Annotated in this window: 13 protein-coding genes and 1 pseudogene; 6 read left to right on the forward strand and 8 right to left on the reverse strand. The window is 71.6% G+C overall.

Features of this window, described 5'->3' with window-relative positions; translation table 11 throughout:
• Window positions 1-40: 40 nt before the first annotated feature.
• The 7 genes and pseudogenes from OG429_RS21310 to OG429_RS21340 form a co-directional block, all read right to left on the reverse strand.
• The gene (locus OG429_RS21310; protein ID WP_328926889.1) at window positions 41-352 is read right to left on the reverse strand and encodes a pore-forming ESAT-6 family protein; all 312 of its coding nucleotides are present in this window, start codon (window positions 350-352) and stop codon (window positions 41-43) included.
• A gap of 27 nt (window positions 353-379) precedes the next feature.
• On the reverse strand, window positions 380-712 hold the full coding sequence (locus OG429_RS21315) for a hypothetical protein (RefSeq protein ID WP_328926890.1): 333 nt from the start codon (window positions 710-712) through the stop codon (window positions 380-382).
• A 117-nt stretch (window positions 713-829) separates the two neighbouring features.
• Window positions 830-2,248: a DUF6177 family protein gene (locus tag OG429_RS21320; protein ID WP_328926891.1), complete on the reverse strand. Its 1,419-nt coding sequence runs from the start codon at window positions 2,246-2,248 to the stop codon at window positions 830-832.
• 16 nt (window positions 2,249-2,264) lie between these two features.
• On the reverse strand, window positions 2,265-6,239 hold the full coding sequence (gene eccCa / locus OG429_RS21325) for a type VII secretion protein EccCa (protein ID WP_328926892.1): 3,975 nt from the start codon (window positions 6,237-6,239) through the stop codon (window positions 2,265-2,267).
• 55 nt (window positions 6,240-6,294) lie between these two features.
• Window positions 6,295-7,509, reverse strand: a complete 1,215-nt coding sequence (locus OG429_RS21330; protein WP_328926893.1) for a MinD/ParA family ATP-binding protein — start codon at window positions 7,507-7,509, stop codon at window positions 6,295-6,297.
• 61 nt (window positions 7,510-7,570) lie between these two features.
• On the reverse strand, window positions 7,571-8,926 hold the full coding sequence (eccD, locus tag OG429_RS21335; RefSeq protein ID WP_328926894.1) for a type VII secretion integral membrane protein EccD: 1,356 nt from the start codon (window positions 8,924-8,926) through the stop codon (window positions 7,571-7,573).
• 208 nt (window positions 8,927-9,134) lie between these two features.
• Window positions 9,135-9,449: pseudogene (locus tag OG429_RS21340) on the reverse strand (hypothetical protein); the annotation flags it as partial.
• Between the two features lie 301 nt (window positions 9,450-9,750).
• Here OG429_RS21340 and OG429_RS21345 point away from each other — a divergent pair.
• The 3 genes from OG429_RS21345 to OG429_RS21355 all read left to right on the forward strand — a co-directional run bounded on the left by OG429_RS21345 (window position 9,751) and on the right by OG429_RS21355 (window position 12,972).
• The gene (locus OG429_RS21345) at window positions 9,751-10,137 is read left to right on the forward strand and encodes an acyl carrier protein (protein ID WP_328926895.1); all 387 of its coding nucleotides are present in this window, start codon (window positions 9,751-9,753) and stop codon (window positions 10,135-10,137) included.
• A 542-nt stretch (window positions 10,138-10,679) separates the two neighbouring features.
• Complete coding sequence (locus OG429_RS21350; RefSeq protein WP_328926896.1) at window positions 10,680-12,128, forward strand: MFS transporter; 1,449 nt, start codon at window positions 10,680-10,682, stop codon at window positions 12,126-12,128.
• A 142-nt stretch (window positions 12,129-12,270) separates the two neighbouring features.
• On the forward strand, window positions 12,271-12,972 hold the full coding sequence (locus OG429_RS21355) for an alpha/beta fold hydrolase (protein WP_328926897.1): 702 nt from the start codon (window positions 12,271-12,273) through the stop codon (window positions 12,970-12,972).
• On the opposite strand, the gene OG429_RS21360 is transcribed toward OG429_RS21355, so the two are convergent.
• Complete coding sequence (locus tag OG429_RS21360) at window positions 12,924-13,763, reverse strand: helix-turn-helix domain-containing protein (protein ID WP_328926898.1); 840 nt, start codon at window positions 13,761-13,763, stop codon at window positions 12,924-12,926. The two genes, OG429_RS21355 and OG429_RS21360, sit on opposite strands and share 49 nt — an antisense overlap.
• 162 nt (window positions 13,764-13,925) lie before the next feature.
• On the opposite strand from OG429_RS21360, the gene OG429_RS21365 reads away from it, so the two are divergent.
• From OG429_RS21365 to OG429_RS21375, 3 genes are all read left to right on the forward strand, one after another.
• Window positions 13,926-14,408 (forward strand): GNAT family N-acetyltransferase, encoded by a 483-nt coding sequence (locus tag OG429_RS21365; protein WP_328926899.1) that lies wholly within the window; start codon window positions 13,926-13,928, stop codon window positions 14,406-14,408.
• Window positions 14,409-14,484: 76 nt separating this feature from the next.
• Window positions 14,485-14,997: a SigE family RNA polymerase sigma factor gene (locus OG429_RS21370; RefSeq protein ID WP_328926900.1), complete on the forward strand. Its 513-nt coding sequence runs from the start codon at window positions 14,485-14,487 to the stop codon at window positions 14,995-14,997.
• Between the two features lie 58 nt (window positions 14,998-15,055).
• Window positions 15,056-16,321, forward strand: a complete 1,266-nt coding sequence (locus tag OG429_RS21375; RefSeq protein WP_328926901.1) for a hypothetical protein — start codon at window positions 15,056-15,058, stop codon at window positions 16,319-16,321.

Consider the following 16,321-nt stretch of genomic DNA (forward strand, 5'->3'; position numbering starts at 1 on the left):
ACAGCCCCGCTGCCCCGCCGCCCCGCTAAAACGATCCTGCTCAGCCGATGTTGTCGACCGCGGCCTTCGCCCGCTGCAGCGTCTGCTGCGCCGTGCCGTCGTTCTTCTCCAGCGTCGAATTCAGCAGCTGGATGATGTTCTTGACCTCCTGCGAGGCGTTCTTCCAGCGCGTCTCCTTGGCGTGGTAGTCGTCCGCCACACCATCCGCGGCGAAGTCCGACATCGCCTTCGCCACCTGCGCCTCGCGCGCCGCGATCACCTGCTCCAGCTGACCGATCACGACCTTGATGTTGCCCTGCGCCTCCGTCGAGGCGCCCACGTCGTACGAACGACGGTCCTTGTCACCAGCCATCACAACCACACTCCCCGTGAAGAAGAATCAGCGACCCGAGAAGCGGGCCGCGTCGAAGTTCGCCGCCGACTGCTGCTGCCGCGCGTTCTCGCCCTGCTCCTGGTCACCCGAACCGAAGGCCCGCTCCATGCCCGACTGACCGCCCAGGATCGCGGCCAGCGAAGCGTTGAGCTCCTTCGCGATGCCGTCCGAACGCGCCTTGAACGAGTCGAACGCCACCTTGCCCTGGCCGTTGAACTTGCCCTCCAGCGGCTGCGCCGCGTCCACCAGCAGCTTGATCAGCGTTCCCAGGTCCGTACTCGAATTCCGCGACCCCGACATCAGGCTCGTCAGAACCTGCGTCCCCATGTCGAACTTCATCCCACTCCCCCGCACACTCGAACGATCGTAAGTATGTCCAGTTCTATCAACTCACATCGCTCCTGCAACGAGCAACGGGCCGTCTGTGACCCGGCTATGACAAACCACCAGGCATCTTCACGAGCCCTTCAGGTGCCTCATCAGCTGCTCGAAGACGCTCCACCCCGACAGGTCCGACGGATTTCCGGGCAGCGGGTAGTAGTAGGCGGGGCGGGCCTTCGGCCCCAGCCGCAGCGGCTGTTCGGCCAGCGGCGTACGCCGGGCCCGGTCGTCCGGCATCCGCCGGACCTCCTCGGAGCCCAGGACGAAGGCCAGCGGCACCCCGGGCCCCTCGAAGCGCGGCGGCACCAGCAGATCACGGCGCGCTTTGCGGAGCTGTACGAGCATCGACTGGAGGCGGTGGCGCGTAACGAGCGCTTCCGCGACGCGGTGCAGGGCCTCCAGCGGCGGCTGCTCGTCGGCGCCGTAGCCGAACGCCAGCGTCACGTCCTCCTCCACACCCGCCTTCGTACGGCTGATCCGCACCGTTGCGAGTCCGGGCCGCCCGGGGCTGCCCACCACCACGAACCACGTCGGCTCGGGGGCCCGGGTGAACGCCACATCGGTCAGCCGTCCCGGCGACCAGGGCAGGTTGGCCGGCTCGGCCGTCCCCCACCCCGCCGGGGGCTCGCCGGTCAGCTCGCGCCACACCGTCTCCAGGGCGCCGCCGAGGACCAGCCGCTCGTCCGCGGGGTGGATGGTGCGGAAGGTGAGGGCCAGCTGCCGTTCGCCCGTCGCCGCCACCTCCTGGAACGTGGCGGCGACGGGGACGCGCGGATCGTCCTCGGTGGCGTCCGGGGGGACCACCGCGGCGAACATGCCCTCCTGCCAGCGCAGCACCGCGCCCGACATGCCGTCGTAGTAGCCGTCCCGCCCGTCCTGCACGACCCACCGCGACGGCCAGCCCGGCATGTTCGCCAGCACCGCCGGGGACAGCTTCGTCCCGGGCGGCGTGACGACCTGCAGGCCCCGCTCGGCCGCCGCGGCGGCCCGGTAGGCGTCGGAGAGCCAGGCCGTCATGGCGACGACCGGCCGGTCCATGATGACGACGGCGACGTTGCCGGTCAGCACGTCGACGGCGGGCTGCGCCGCCGCGGGCGCCGGCGCCACGCTGATCCCCTCGCTCTGCACCACCGCCACCGACCGCGCGGCATCCGGCGGCCAGGCGCTCCCCCCGCCCAGCGAGGCGATCCGGGCCGCGAAGGTGCCCGCGAGGCGCTCGGCCTCGGGGACGCCGGTGGTGGCGCGGGCCTCGGTCCACCAGAAGGGGACCCGCGGCGGGGTGGCTCCGAGCAGCCGCTCGGCCTCTCCCTCGACCTGGACCAGCAGCGGCGCCTCGACGGAGACGAGCGGACGCCCCTGCTCGTCGCAGAGCTGTACGACCGCGCCCTCGCCCGTCGTGTCCACGAGCTTGTCGGGGCCGCCGGAGAGCAGACCCGCGAGCACGGTCCAGGGCTCGGGCATCCGCGGCGTGAGGGCTATGACGTCCTTGGTCATGTGGTCCTGCGGTCCTTCACTCGGGGGTGTAGACGGTCTGGATCAGACGGTTGGACTGGCCCCTGCGGATGAGTACGCCGCGGCCGGCGGGCTGCTGGGAGGCGTACACCCCGGGGAACAGCTGGCCCTCGCTGCGGTCGCCGGCCATGACGACCGCCGAGGCTCCCGATTCGCGCAGGCCCTGCACCAGCGGCTCGTACATGCCGCGCGAGGCGCCCGCGACGCGGCGCGTCAGGACGAAGTGCAGGCCGATGTCCGCCGCCGACGGGATGAACGGCACGAACGGGGCGAGCGGCGACTGTCCCGCCGTGGTGAGTACGTCGTAGTCGTCGACGAGGACCACGATCCGCGGCCCGCCGCCCCAGCTGCCCGGCTCCAGGTCCTCCAGGGGGGCGCTGTCGTCGGGCAGCCGCCGGTCCAGCTCGGTGGCGATGCCCGCGGCCAGCCCGGCGCACATCTTGGTGTTGTACGCGTAGCCGCCGTTGAACTCCTCCGGGACCACACCGCGCAGGCTGCGCCGCGGGTCCATGATGGCGAAGACCAGCTCGTCCTCGCCGTACCGCTCGATGAGGCCGCCGGCGATCGTCTTCAGCAGGTTCGTCTTGCCGCACTCGCTGTCACCCATGACCAGCAGGTGCTGGTCGTGCTGGAACAGGTCGAGGAGTACGGGCGCCAGTGCGCTCTGGTCGAGGCCGATCGGCACCCGCTTCGGCTCGGCGACCGGGCCGGGCAGCAGGTGCGGCTCCAGCAGGTGCGGCAGCACCCGTACCGGCTGGGCGGCGTCCCCGCTCCAGGTGGCGCGGATCGTGCGGGCCGTGCGCTCCAGGACCGCGCCGAGCTCGGAGGTGTCGCGGAGCCCGTCGGTACGGGGCAGCGCCACCTGCGCGAAGAGCTTGCCGTCGGTGAGGACGCGGCCGGGCTCGTCGGGCGACAGGGTCTCGGCGAGCTTGCGCTCGATGCTGGACTCGCTGGGGTCGTTGAGGCGCAGTTCGACGCGGGTGCCGAAGTTCGACTGGGTGGCTATGCGGACGTCGTTCCAGCGGAGCATGCCCGCGACGACGTGGATGCCGTAGCCGCCGCCGCGCTTGAGGATGTCGACGACCGCGTCGTCGAGTTCCTCGAAGTCGTCGCGCAGCGCGCCGAAGCCGTCGATGACGAGGACGATCTCCGCGGAGGCCAGCTGCGGCAGCCGGCCGGCCGCGTGCAGGGTGCGCAGCTGCTCGACGGAGTCGATGCCGTGCTCGCGGAAGAGGTCCTCCCGGGTCGCCAGCATGTTCCGTACCTCTTCGACGGTCCGGGCCGCGCGCTCGCGGTCGGCGCGGCCCGCGATCCCGCCCACGTGCGGCAGGCCCGACAGGGCCTGGAGGCCGCCGCCGACGAGGTCGAGGCCGTAGACGCCGACCTCCTGCGGGGTGTGGGTCAGCGCGAGCGAGAGGACGAGGGTGCGCAGCAGGGTGGTCTTGCCGGACTGCGGGCCGCCGATGAAGGCGGCGTGGCCGCCCGCGACGGTGAGGTCGAGGTACCACTCGCCCTGCCACTGCTTCGTCGGATCGTCGAGCAGGCCGAGCGGCACCATGAGCCGCCCCCGCCGCTTGGCGAGCTGCATTCCGCGCGCGCTCACGTCGAGGGGGCCGGCGACCGAGTCCAGGCTGACCGCGTCGGGCAGCGGCGGCAGCCAGATGCGGCGCACCTGGCCGGCGGCGTTCTCCAGCTGCTCGACGATGACGCCCATCTCGGTCGGCCCGGTCTCGCGGCGCCGGGCCGTGGGCTCCTGAGTGCCCGCGCTGTCGGGCTTGGACAGGGTGTTGAAGGCCTCGTACTCGAGGGCGAGGGGGCCGGTGTCCTCGTCTTCCGCGCGCTGTACGGGGCCCCGGTAGGCGCCGGAGACGTAGCTCGCCTTGAACCGCTCGTAGTGGCTGGTGTCGACCTTGAGGAAGCCGAAACCGGGCAGCGGCGGAAGGTGGAAGGCGTCCGTGGTGTCCAGGACCGTGCGGGACTCGTCGGCGGAGAAGGTGCGCAGGCCCAGGCGGTACGAGAGGTAGGTGTCCAGGCCCTTGAGCTTGCCGCCCTCGATGCGCTGGCTGGACAGCAGCAGGTGCACGCCGATGGAGCGGCCGATCCGGCCGATGGACAGGAACAGGTCGATGAAGTCGGGCTTGGCGGTGAGGAGTTCACCGAACTCGTCGATGACGACGAAGAGGTGCGGGAGCGGGTCCAGGTCGGGCCGGCGGTCGGCGCGCAGGGCGGCGTAGTCACCGATGTCGGCGACGTTGCCCGCGTCCTTGAGGACCTGCTGGCGGCGCTTGACCTCGCCTGCGAGGGAGGCGTGGACGCGCTCGACGAGACCGGCCTGGTTCTCCAGGTTGGTGATGACTCCGGCGACGTGCGGCAGGTCGGCGAACGGCGCGAAGGTCGCACCGCCCTTGTAGTCGACGAGGACAAGGGCGAGGTCCTCCGGCGGGTGCGTGGCCACCAGGGCGAGGACGAGGGTGCGCAGCAGCTCGGACTTTCCCGAACCGGTGGCGCCGACGCACAGGCCGTGGGGGCCCATGCCCAGCTCGGAGGATTCCTTCAGGTCCAGCAGCACGGGTTCGCGGGAGTCGCTGATGCCGATGGGCACGCGCAGGAAGGCGCGTTCGCCGCGCGGGGCCCACAGGCTCGCCAGGTCGAGGCGGGCCACGTCGTCGATGCCGAGCAGGTCGGCGAAGTCCACGGGGCCGGACAGCGGAGCGTCGATGAGGGACTCGGCGGACAGGCGCAGCGGGGCGAGCATCCGGGCCAGGCCCTCGGCGAAGGGGATGCCGACCTCGTCCACGATGCCGTGGGCGCTGACGGGCTCGTCCTCGCGCAGGTCCTCGATGAGCACCTGGTCGCCGTCGACGGTGATCCGTACGCCGACGTGTCCCGGTTCCTGGATCCGCTGTTCGAGCAGGTGCAGGACGGTGACGCCCATGTCGCGCAGGCCCACCGCATCGTCGGGCCGGGGCAGTTCGACGGCGTCCTCGCCGTGTCCGTCGGTCACGACGAGCAGCCGGGACGTCATGGACAGGGCGTCCCTGCCGGACAGTCCGCGGCGCACCTCGGCGGCGTAGGAGGCGCGGCGGCGCAGTTCCGGGCCGATCTGCCGGGCGAGCTGGGCCGTGGAGGGGGCGATCCGGCGGGCGGCGACGGGTCCGTCGAGCTGCTCGGTGTCGAGCAGGTGCGGCATCCACTTGGCCCACTCCCAGTCGGCGAGCCGGTCGCCGGGGACGGCCAGGGCGATGGCCACGTCGTCGGGGGCGTGCAGGGCGGCGGCCTGGACCAGCAGGGCGCGGGCGACGCGCAGGCAGTCCTCGCGGGGGCCGACGACGCTGATGTTGCCGACGCGGTCGAGCGGGACGGTGAGCGGGAGTTCGGTACCGCTGCGGAACCGGGCGGTGAGCGCGGACGCCTCGTTGAGCATGAAGAGGTCGGGCGGCGTGAGGGCGGAGGAGCCCTGCTGGCCGATCTGCAGATCGCGTACGGGCATCTCGCCGGTGCCGACGCGCACGCGCAGGAAGTCGCCGTCGACGCGGCGTCGCTCCCACAGCCGGGCCGGGTCGCGGACGATGTCGTACAGGGCGTGCGGCGGCGGGTTCAGTACGTCGGCGTGCTCGCCGCGCGCACGTTCCTCGCCGGCGAGCTCCTCGCGCAGGTCCTCCAGGTGGGCGAGATAGGCCTCGCGCTGGGTACGGCGGGTGCGCTGGGCCTTGCCGCGCTGCGAGAAGAGGAGCGCGAGGGAGCCGACGACGGTGACGACGAGGATCAGCGCGCCGAGCGCTGCGAACTGGCTGTTGCGGACGACCGTCATCATCACGACGGACGACATGACTCCCGCCACGGGCATCAGCGACATCGCGATGTTGCCCGCCTTGCCCTCGGGGAGGTTGGGCGGGGCCTCGATGGTGCGTGCGGCGGGGGCGGCCGGAGGTCTGACGGTCCTGGCCGGGCGGTGGATCAGTCGGGTGCTCATCGTCGTCGTTCGCCAATCACGATCGGTCGCGTCACGGTCGGGCTCGGCATCTCGGTCAGTGGCGCTTCTGGGAGAGCTGGAAGACCTCGGCGGCGAGCCGGGTGGCGGTCTGCCTGGTCGAGTGGGCGAGCAGTTCGGTACGGATGGGGCCGCCGGCCGCCAGGTGGCGGTCGTACGGCAGGACGTGGACGCCCGCCCCGGTGGCCTGGAGGGTGCGGACCGCCTCGGCGAGGTCGATTCCCGGGTGCGGCGCCTGCTCGGTGAGCACGACGACCGTGCCGGCGATCACGTGCGGGGGCAGGCCCTGCATCCACTGGAGGACCGCGTACGTGCTGGCGACGCCGTCCAGGGTGGCGGGGGTGGTCAGGACGCGGGCCTGGGAGGCGGAGAGCGCGACACGGGCGACCTCGGCGGGCAGCGTCTCGCAGTCGACGACGGTCACGCCGAAGTAGCGGCGGAGCGCGACCATGGCCCGCTCGTAGGACCGCAGGTCGAGCATCGCGCCGATCTGGCCCTGGCTGCCGGGCAGCAGCCAGGCGTTGTCGCGGAGCTGGACGAGGTAGCCGGTGATGTCGAGCAGCGACATCTGGGGTTCGACGATGTCCGCGACGTCGCCGGTCGTCCAGCGCAGTGTCTCGGCGCCGAGGCGGATCGGCAGCGAGCCGAGGGCCGGGTCGGCCTCGACGAAGAGGACGGGGTCCTGCCGGTAGTGGGCGTACGTGGTGCCGAGCAGGGCCGCGATGGTGGACTTGCCGGCGCCGCCGCGGATGGAGGTGACGGCGATCTGGCGGCCGGTGGTCACGGGCTGCTGGAGCAGCTCGGCCGCGCGGGTGGCCTCGGCGACCTCGCGGGAGGCGGATGAGGAAACGGTTCGCCGTATGGCGCGTACGGCGCGGGCGGCGAAGGGCTCACCGCGCCGGGGCCCGCGGACCGCCCCGGCGAGGTTCTTGTCGACGGCGGGCCGGGAGTCGGGCGTACGGACCCCCTGGGCGCCGGGGGGCGCCGACTGCGGCGGGAACTGCCCCTGGGGGTACCCGTGGCCGGGGGCGGGCTGCGGTACGTGGCCCTGCGCCGGGCCGGGCTGCGGGGCGGCCGGGCCCGGGGTACCGGGGGCCTGCGGGGGCACGCCGGAACCCGGGGCTCCGGCCGGGCCCTGGGCCGACGGCTGCGCGGGCTGCTGGGCGCCGGGGCCCTGCTGGGCGCCCTGCGCCGGGGAGCCGGCCCTCAGGTCGCGCAGGACATCGCCCTGCCAGTTGTCTTCGTTCGGCATGTCTGCCCCTGCCCCTCTTCTTCCGACCTGCTGCCCCGCCCGGAGCCGCCTGCGCTTTGACTCAGAACTTGTTGAGCAGTTGCCCGTACACGCCGAACACCCCGACGGCGAGCGGGAAGAGCCCCACCATGCCGACCGATTCGATGAGGTCGGCGGTGCGCCGCAGCCGGACCTGCACGTGCTCCGGCGGCTGCACCGCGAGGACGAGCAGCGGCAGCAGCGCCGCCACACCCAGGACGGCGAGCGGTCCGGTGCCCCCGGCGTGCTCGGTCCACAGCATCACGAGGCGTACGACGAGCAGGGCCGCGGCGGCGACCAGCGCGACGACCTCGGCGACCAGCGGGTAGGCCCGCGCCCTCGACAGCAGCACCACGGCGACGAGCGCGGGGAGCGCCACCGTCCAGACGCTGGGCTTCTCGGCGAGGGTCAGCAGCCAGCCGGCGGCCGCCGCCGAGATCGCGGTGGCGATCGTCGCGAGGGAGAGCCCGCGGTGCGTCGCGGCGAGCGCGTTGCCCACCTCGTGGCGGCTGACGGAGGTACCGCCGGAGCGCCGGTCGTCGAGCGCGGTGAGCCCGGAGGCCATCAGGGCGAGCCGTGGCAGCAGACCGAGCAGCACCACGGAGAACAGGACCACGACCGCGCCGAGCCGGGCCGGATCGCCCTGGACGGCTGCGACGGCCTCCCACACGGCGGTGATCACGGCCGTGGCCACGGCGCCGATGAGTCCGCCGCGGCCGAGCGGCGAGAAGTAGCCGAGCAGCACCAGCGTCAGGATGACCGAGCCCGCGACGGCGGCGAGCCGTGCGATTCCCGGCCAGTGGTGGGCGTCCGCGGCGGTCCACGCGGTGAGGACGCCCAGGCTGCCGGAGGCGAGCAGGAGGGCGGTCGCCAGGCCTCGGTTGGCCTGCCCGATCCGGGCGACGAGCGCGCCGGCCGCCATCAGGACGAGCGTGACGACCGTGAGGGCGCCGGCCAGGGCGTCCAGGGCGAACTCGCGGCGGGCGAGCAGCCCGGCGGTCACCATGAAGGCCACGGTCGCCACCCCCGCGCTGCCCCGCCGGGCGGCGGGACGCCAGCGCCAGGACTGCAGATCGAGGTCGTCGGCCACCAGGTCGGTGACGTCGTGGACCACGGGGGCGGGCGGCGCGGAGTGGGTCCGGACGAGCCGCAGGACGGCGCCGTCGGATATCCCGGCCGACGCGAGGGTGCTGTCGTGCGGCAGCGCGGAGCCGTCCGACGTGATCAGCTGACGGGTCAACGGGCGTGCCGCGGCCCGGTCGTCGAGCAGATGCAGGATGTCGGGGAGCAGCTGCCCGATCGGAGTGTCGGAAGGCAGGACTATGTCGGCCCGACGCCGCTCGCCGATCAGGGTCACCCGGCTCAATTGCGCCCGGGAAGTCGTTGCTGTGCTCACCACTTACGGGAACCTATCATCGCGGGATTGCGACCTTTCGGGGCCAAGGGGGACGTAGCTCTGCTGCCGGACTGTGAAATCTGCCGGATCTCCACGCGTTCTGCTTCCGTCCCTACGACTGCGACGGCTTGGGCGACTTGGGCGCGTGCGAGGAGTGCGGCGCCGTCGGCGAAGCCGGGGACGTCGGCGATTGCTTCGGCGGCTTCGGCGATTTCGAGGGTGCCGTGGACGGTGCCGTCGACGGTGACGGCTTCCCGGACTGCTGCACCGGACTCAGTTGCTGCTGCTGTTGCTGTTGTTGCTTCTGCTGCTCGGCCTTCTGCTTTGCGAGCGTGTGCTGGATGAAGGACCATCCGACGCAACCCGCGCACAGGACAGCCGCGATGGCGATGCCCGCGAACAGCTTCCCGAGCCGCTCGTCCGCCGTGCGCCGCGCCCGCTGCGCGCCGAACAGCAGCGCGTCCCTCATCCGGCGGCGGCGTACCGCCACCGACTCCAGAAGCTGGCTGTCGTAGTCCCGTGCCATCCGTCGTCCGTCGCCTCAGTCTCGGCTCGTCGTGCGCCAACAACCGCTCCGGGGCGCGGCCGTCCGCGCGCGGTATGCGAAGCCCCCTGCTTTTTGCCTCTGCAACATAGAGCATGGACGGCCGTCGAGCACACCCAGGTCCGCCGCGTCCCACGTCGCGGATCCGGTGCGGCGGCGAGCGCGGTGACCGGGCGTCAGTCCTCGGTCAGTGCAGCGTCAGGGTGCCCTGTTTGTATCGCCAGGCATACCGAATGTCGCTGGGCGGTACGTGTCGCCCCTCACCGGAGGCGGGTGGACCGGGATGCCGGAACCCTTGAGTGTCGGCCTGCGGCTGCGCGAGCTGCCCAAGGCGGAATTGCGCGACGCGCTGGAAGCCCTCGTCGTCACCCGGTTCAAGCGGGTGTTGCTGATGGGTGACGACGAGGAGTTGGCGCTCGACGCCAGTTACTTCGATCTGGGGCTGACCTCCTTGCGCCTCGCCGAGCTGCGCAAGGGCCTGGAGGACGCCCTCGGCATCGAGATCGACGCGACCGTGCTCTTCAACAAACCGACGGTCGAGGAGCCCGTGGGCCATCTCGGCGCGAAGCTGTCCGCCACGGGCGGCGACCCGCCGCCGCTGATGAGAAGGGCCGCGAGAAGGGTGCGCTGTCTCGCCCCGGGAATTCCGTGGAATTGGCTTTCCTGCTGATAGCCGACCGCGCCGAGTATTCGAAACCTCATTGGCTTGATTCTCCTTACGCGTGCTCTGCATGGGCATATCCTCGGCGGACCGACGGTCTCATGGGGGGGAGTGGCCCGCGTCACCGGTAGTTGCGCCTTACATCTGGGGATTCACGCTTGATTTCAAGATTGCCACGAAACTTCGCGGTCGAGGCAGGGGCTTTGTCGTTGGTCGACGGTTATCCGCCAGTGGAATGATCAACTCCCCGAAGGTTTGGGTGTATTTGGGGTAAATTCAGGGGTGGATTAACCGTCGGTGCAGGTGTCCGTCGGCCGGTGCGCGCCCACCGTACCCGCACCGTGAACCAGGTGCGCCGATCGTCGGGCCGGGAATGCAGAATGGGCATCCGGTAACCTCCCCGGCAAGAAAGCGGAGGTCGGGGACAAGGTCGGGTGGCGTTTGGCCGGAACTGTTCATTACCTCGGACGTAATTGACGTGACGACCAGGACGGGCGGAAGGTGACTGCCCGTTGTAATACCGGTTGAGCAAGCACGACTGGAGTCCTGGGATGACGTCAGAAGCAACTCCGTACACCGACACCAAGAGCGGCGCCGATACCGCCGGTGAAGGGCCGTCGTGGGGCGCCCTGGTGGTCGTCATGGTGGGCACCTTCATGACCGTTCTTGATTACTTCATCGCCAACGTGGCCATCCCGGCGATCCAGAGCGACCTGCGGGCCAGCGCCGCCCAGGCGCAGCTGGTCATCGTCGGGTACGGCGTGGCCTTCACGGCCGGTCTGATCACCGGCGGCCGGATCGGGGACCTCTTCGGGCGTCGGCGGATGTTCGCCCTGGGGCTCCTGCTCTTCGCGGTCGCCTCCGCCGCCTGCGGCCTCGCGCCCAACGCCGACCTGCTCGTGGCGGCCCGCGTGGTGCAGGGCGCCGCCGCCTCGCTGATGGTGCCCCAGGTCCTCGGCATCATCGGGACGGTCTACACCGGCCCGAGCCGCGTCGCCGCCTTCAACGTCTACGGAATGGTCGTCGGACTCGCCGGCGTCTTCGGGCAGTTGATCGGCGGCGTCCTGATCACCGTCGACATCGGCGGCCTCGACTGGCGGAGCATCTTCCTGATCAACGTGCCGGTCAGTGTCGTGGCCCTGCTGTTCGTCTCCCGCATCCCCGAGTCGAAGAACGCGGACGGCACCCGGCTCGACCTGCCCGGCGCGGTCCTGGTGACCACCGCGCTGGCCCTGCTGGTGACCGCCCTCGTCGAGGGGCGCGAACAGGGCTGGCCGCTCTGGAGCTGGGCGTCCCTGGTCGTCTCCGTCGTACTGGCCGCCCTGTCCGCCCGGCACCTGCGCAAGCGCGAACGGGAGGGACGCGGCCCGCTGATCTCCCTGGAGCTCTTCCGCAGCCGGGTCTTCTCGGTCGGACTGGCCGCCACCGTCACCTACTTCCTCGCGATGGGCTCGTTCTTCTTCCTGCTGGCGCTCTACCTCCAGCAGGGCCGGGGCCTGTCCCCGCTGGAGTCCGGCCTGCTCTTCCTCGCCCTGGGCGCCGGCTACTTCGGGGCCTCGCTGATGTCCGGCAAGCTGGCCGAGCGCATGGGCCGCCGCCTGGTGGCCTCCGGGCCGCTGGTCCTCCCCGCCGGATACGTACTGACCGGCGTCGCCGTCACCGTGAACGGCACCGACGGCAACGTCCTGTGGCTCGTGCCCTCCCTGCTGGTCGCCGGCATGGGCATGGGAATGACCACCGGACCGCTCACCGGGCTGGTGCTGTCCGGCGCCGCCCCCGAGCACGCCGCCTCCTCGTCCGGAGCGGTCAACACCGCGCAGGAGGGCGGCGCCGCCATCGGCGTGGCCGTCGCCGGCACGGTCTTCTTCCCCGCACTCGGCGGGGCGGCGCTGGCGGCCGACTACCCGCACGCCTTCACCGTCTCGCTGATCCCGCTCGTCGTCTTCTGCTGCGCCGCGGCCGTCATGGTCCGCCTGATCCCGGCTCTCACCGCGGACTGAAGGGTTGTTCTCCATGCCGTACGTCACCGCGCAAGACGGTACGAACCTGTACTGCACCGACTGGGGTGCGGGTCGGCCGGTGGTGCTGCTGGGCACCGGGGTGATGAGCTCGCGCGTGTGAGAGTTCCAGGCGCCGTACCTGGTGCGGGAAGGCCTGCGCTGCGTCAGCTACGACCGGCGGGGCTGCGGCCGTTCCGACCGGCCCTGGGACGGGTACGACTACGACACCCTGGCCGACGACCTGGCCGCGGTGCTGGAGAGCCTGGACCTGCGCGAAGTGGCCCTGGTGGGCTGCGCGGTGGGGGCGGGGGAAGCCGTCCGGTACCTGGCCCGGTACGGCGCGGAGCGCGTCGAGCGGCTCGTGCTGATCAGCCCGACGACTCCGTTCATCATGCGGACGGACGACAACCCGGACGGGGTCGACGTGGAGCTGCTCGACCAGATGGCCGCGGCGATCGACGCAGACCGGCCGCGCTGGGCGGCCGGTCTGGCGGCGCCGTTCTTCGGTGGCGCGGGCGCCGGACCCGAAGACCTCGCGGTCTCGCCCGAGCTGGCCCGCTGGATGGCCGACCTGGCGCTGGACAGCTCCCCGCGGGCCACGCAGGAGATCTACCGGACCCTGTTCACCACCGACAAGCGGGCGGAGACCGCCGAGGTCGCCGTACCCACCCTCGTCATCCACGGCGAGAACGACCTGGCGGCTCCGGTGGAGCTGTGCGGAGCGCGTACGGCCGGGCTCATCGCGGGCAGCTCATTCATCCGCTACGAGGGAGCCGCCCACGGCCTCTTCGCCTCTCACGCTGAGCGGCTCAACAAGGACATGCTGGCCTTCCTGTCCGGCTGACGCTCCGCCGCTGCCCGGAAGGCGGCGGCGGTGTGGGCGTCCGCCGGGTGCATCGTCTCCAGCGAGAGCTCGGCCACGGTGATGTCGGTGGCCGCGCCGAAGGTGGTGATCGTACTGAAGAGCTTCAGTTCCGTGCCCAGCGCGCGGACCCGGATCGAGGCGACGATGGTGTCGGAGAGCTCCTGGCAGTCCTTCGCCGTACGCGGGCCGTAAGCCGTGACCTCGTCGTACAGCTCGCGCAGGCTCTCGCGGCCCGAGTACACGGACTGCCGGTAGAGCCTGCCGAGGAGGTGGCTGCGCCATTCGTCGACGTTGACCACTTGGCGGGCGAGGCCCTCGGGATGGAGGCAGACCCGCATGACGTTGACGGGTGGGACGAGCAGGGCCGGTGAGACCTCCGCGAGGAGCAGCTCGGCGCCGAGGTTCATGGCGACGATGTCCTCGTCGGCGTCGACGGCGAGTGCCGGATAGGGGGCGTGTGCGGTGATCAGCCGGTCGACCGCCTCCCGCACCACCTTGAGCCGCGGGGCTTCGAGCGGGGTTTCCTGGTAGAGCGGTGAATAACCTGCGGACACCAGCAGGGTGTTGCGCTGCCGGAGCGGGATCTCCAGGCCGTCCGCCAGCCGGTGGAGCAGTGACCGGCTCGGCCGGGACCGGCCGGTTTCGACGAAACTGAGATGACGTGCCGAGGTCTCGACCTGAAGGGCGAGCTCGTGCTGACTGATCTTCCTTCGTCGGCGCCACTTGCGTAAGAGGGAGCCAACTCCGCCTTCTGTAATGGGCAGGGTCATGGGGCGAGCATAACCAGTCCGGAGGCGATCACTCCTGCGGTCGCCGGGGTGCGCGGCCGGGTCCGCGTGGGAAGGACACGGGGGTTGGCGCGGCAGGCGCCCGAACCGCGCTCGCGCGCACAATGGTTCCCGGCAGCGCGGACACGGACCAGGGAGTTGCACATGATCGGTCAGGCGCAGGCGGCAGACGAGGGGGCCGTCACGGTCCGCGCGGCGGGGGAGGCGGACGTCCCAGCGGCGGCCGCACTGTTCCGCGGATACCTGGACTTCTACGAGGTGGACGTCGAGGACCCGGACCACCCGCGCGCCTTCCTGGCGGAACGGATCGCGAAGGACGAGTCCCTCGTCCTGCTCGCCGAGACCCCGGCAGCCGGGGCGGTGGGCTTCGCACAGGTCTACCGCACGTTCTCGTCACTCGCCCTGCGGCCCGTCTGGATCCTGAACGACCTGTACGTGGACCCGTCCGGCCGCCGCACCGGCGCGGGCCGTGCGCTGCTGCGCGAGGTGCTGCGTCTGGCCCGCGAGGCGGGGGTGGCGGGCGTACAGCTGGAGACCGCGTACGACAACACGATCGCGCAGGGGCTGTACGAGGCGGAGGGCTTCGTCCGCGACGCGTTCCACATCTACTTCCACGACCTGGGCTGACCGGTTTCCCGGCGGGGTGAAACATTCCCGCACCGCCGTCGCGTCAATGGGGTGAGACGGATGCGAGGGGGAGTACATGCGGCAGGGTCGCAGAGACGGGTTCCGTGAGTTCGCGGCAGACCGGTCGGGGCATCTGTACCGGTCCGCGTGTCTGCTGGCGAGCGGGGACACCCACCTCGCGGAGGACCTGGTGCAGGAGACCCTGGGGCGGATGTACCTGAACTGGGGGCGGATCTCCCGCATCGACAATCCGGCGGCGTACGCGCAGACGGTGCTGGTGCGGGCCTTCCTGACCCACCAGCGCCGCCGGTCGGCGTGGGAGCGCCCCGTCGGGGAGCTCCCCGACCGGGGCGCGGCGGCCGCCGGCGCCGATCCGGCGCTGCGGCTGACGCTGCTGGAGGCGCTGGGGCGGCTGGCGCCGAAGGACCGGGCGGTGCTGGTGCTGCGGTACTGGGAGGACCGCAGTGTCGAGGAGACCGCCGACGCGATGAACGTCAGCTCGGCGGCGGTGCGCACCCGCACCTCGCGGGCGCTGGGCCGGCTGCGGGAGCAACTCGGCGGCAGCCTCACCGCGTTCGCGGAACTCTGAGATCGCCGGTCCTTTCCCCCTTTCCTCACCCACCTTGAAACGGAAGGTTTGGTTCCCCATGCCCTTTGAAGACGAGCTCGGCCAAGCGCTCCGGCGCGCGGGGGACGGTTTCACGACCGATGGGGTCGCCCTCGTGGACGCCGGCGAGCAGCGCGGCCGGCGGCTGGTGGCCCGCCGCCGGGCCGCCGTCGTCGGCGGATCGGTGCTGGCCCTGGCCGTGATCGGGGCGGCCGGCGCCTACTCCGGCGGCCTGCTCGACGGCTCCGGCTCCGGCCAGGTCAATGTGGCGGCGCCGCCGCCCCTGCCGAGCGGCGGGTCCGGCACGAGCGGAGGCTCCGACCCGAGACTGCACGGAACCGGCACCGGAGCGGTCACCGCCGACCAGCTGCTCGCCGTGTTCAAGGAGCTGCTGCCCGGCGGGAAGCTGACCGACACCCAGGCGCGCGGCAGCGACGATTCCCCGATGGTGTCCGGCGTGTACGACGACGGCGGCGGCAAGGCGGCCATCAGCGTCGGCCTTTCCCGGGTGGACCCGAACGGCAGCAACGCCCGCGAGCTGACCACGTGCGGGGACAAGAACGTCCAGGAGTACGACGATTGCACCGAAGAGCGGCTGGCGGACGGTTCCAAGCTGCTGCTCTACAAGGGCTACGAGTACCCGGACCGCCGGGTGGACACCAAGGTCTGGCGGGCCACGCTCGCGACCCCGCAGGGCTTCATGGTCGACGCGTCCGAGTGGAACGCCCCCGCGGAGAAGGGCGCCCCGCTCTCCCGGCCCAACCCGCCGTTGACGACTGACGGGTTGAAGACCCTGGTCACCTCGGCCCTGTGGCACCCGGCGCTGAACGACCTGCGCGCGGCCGCGGTGGAGCGGGCCGACCCGCCGGAGTCGCCGGTCGCGCTGCCGTACATGAAGCCCGAGGCGGCCCTGGAGCGTCTGGTGGCCAACCACGGGATTCCCGTCGTCTCCAAGGGCGGGCAGGACTTCTCGTACGGTTACGTCGTGCTCGACGACGGCAAGGGCAGGTCCTTGGTCCAGCTCAACGTGAGCAGGAACGTAAGCACGTCGGGCTTCACGGGCGCCGATGTCACCGCACTGCCCGACGGCACCAAGGTGAAGGTCACGCAGCGGCCCGCCGAGAAGGGCAAGGGCGTTATCGAGTGGACCGTCGACACCCTGCGGGGGAACGGGCTGCGCGTGGTGGTCTCGGCCTACAACACCGCCAACCAGAGCGGCACGGCCACCCGCGAGACGCCCGCGCTGACGCTGGAGCAGCTCAAGGAGCTCGTGCTGGCTCCCGGCTGGAACCGGAGCCAGAACTAG

Source organism: Streptomyces sp. NBC_00190 (assembly GCF_036203305.1).
Classification (GTDB): Bacteria; Actinomycetota; Actinomycetes; order Streptomycetales; family Streptomycetaceae; genus Streptomyces.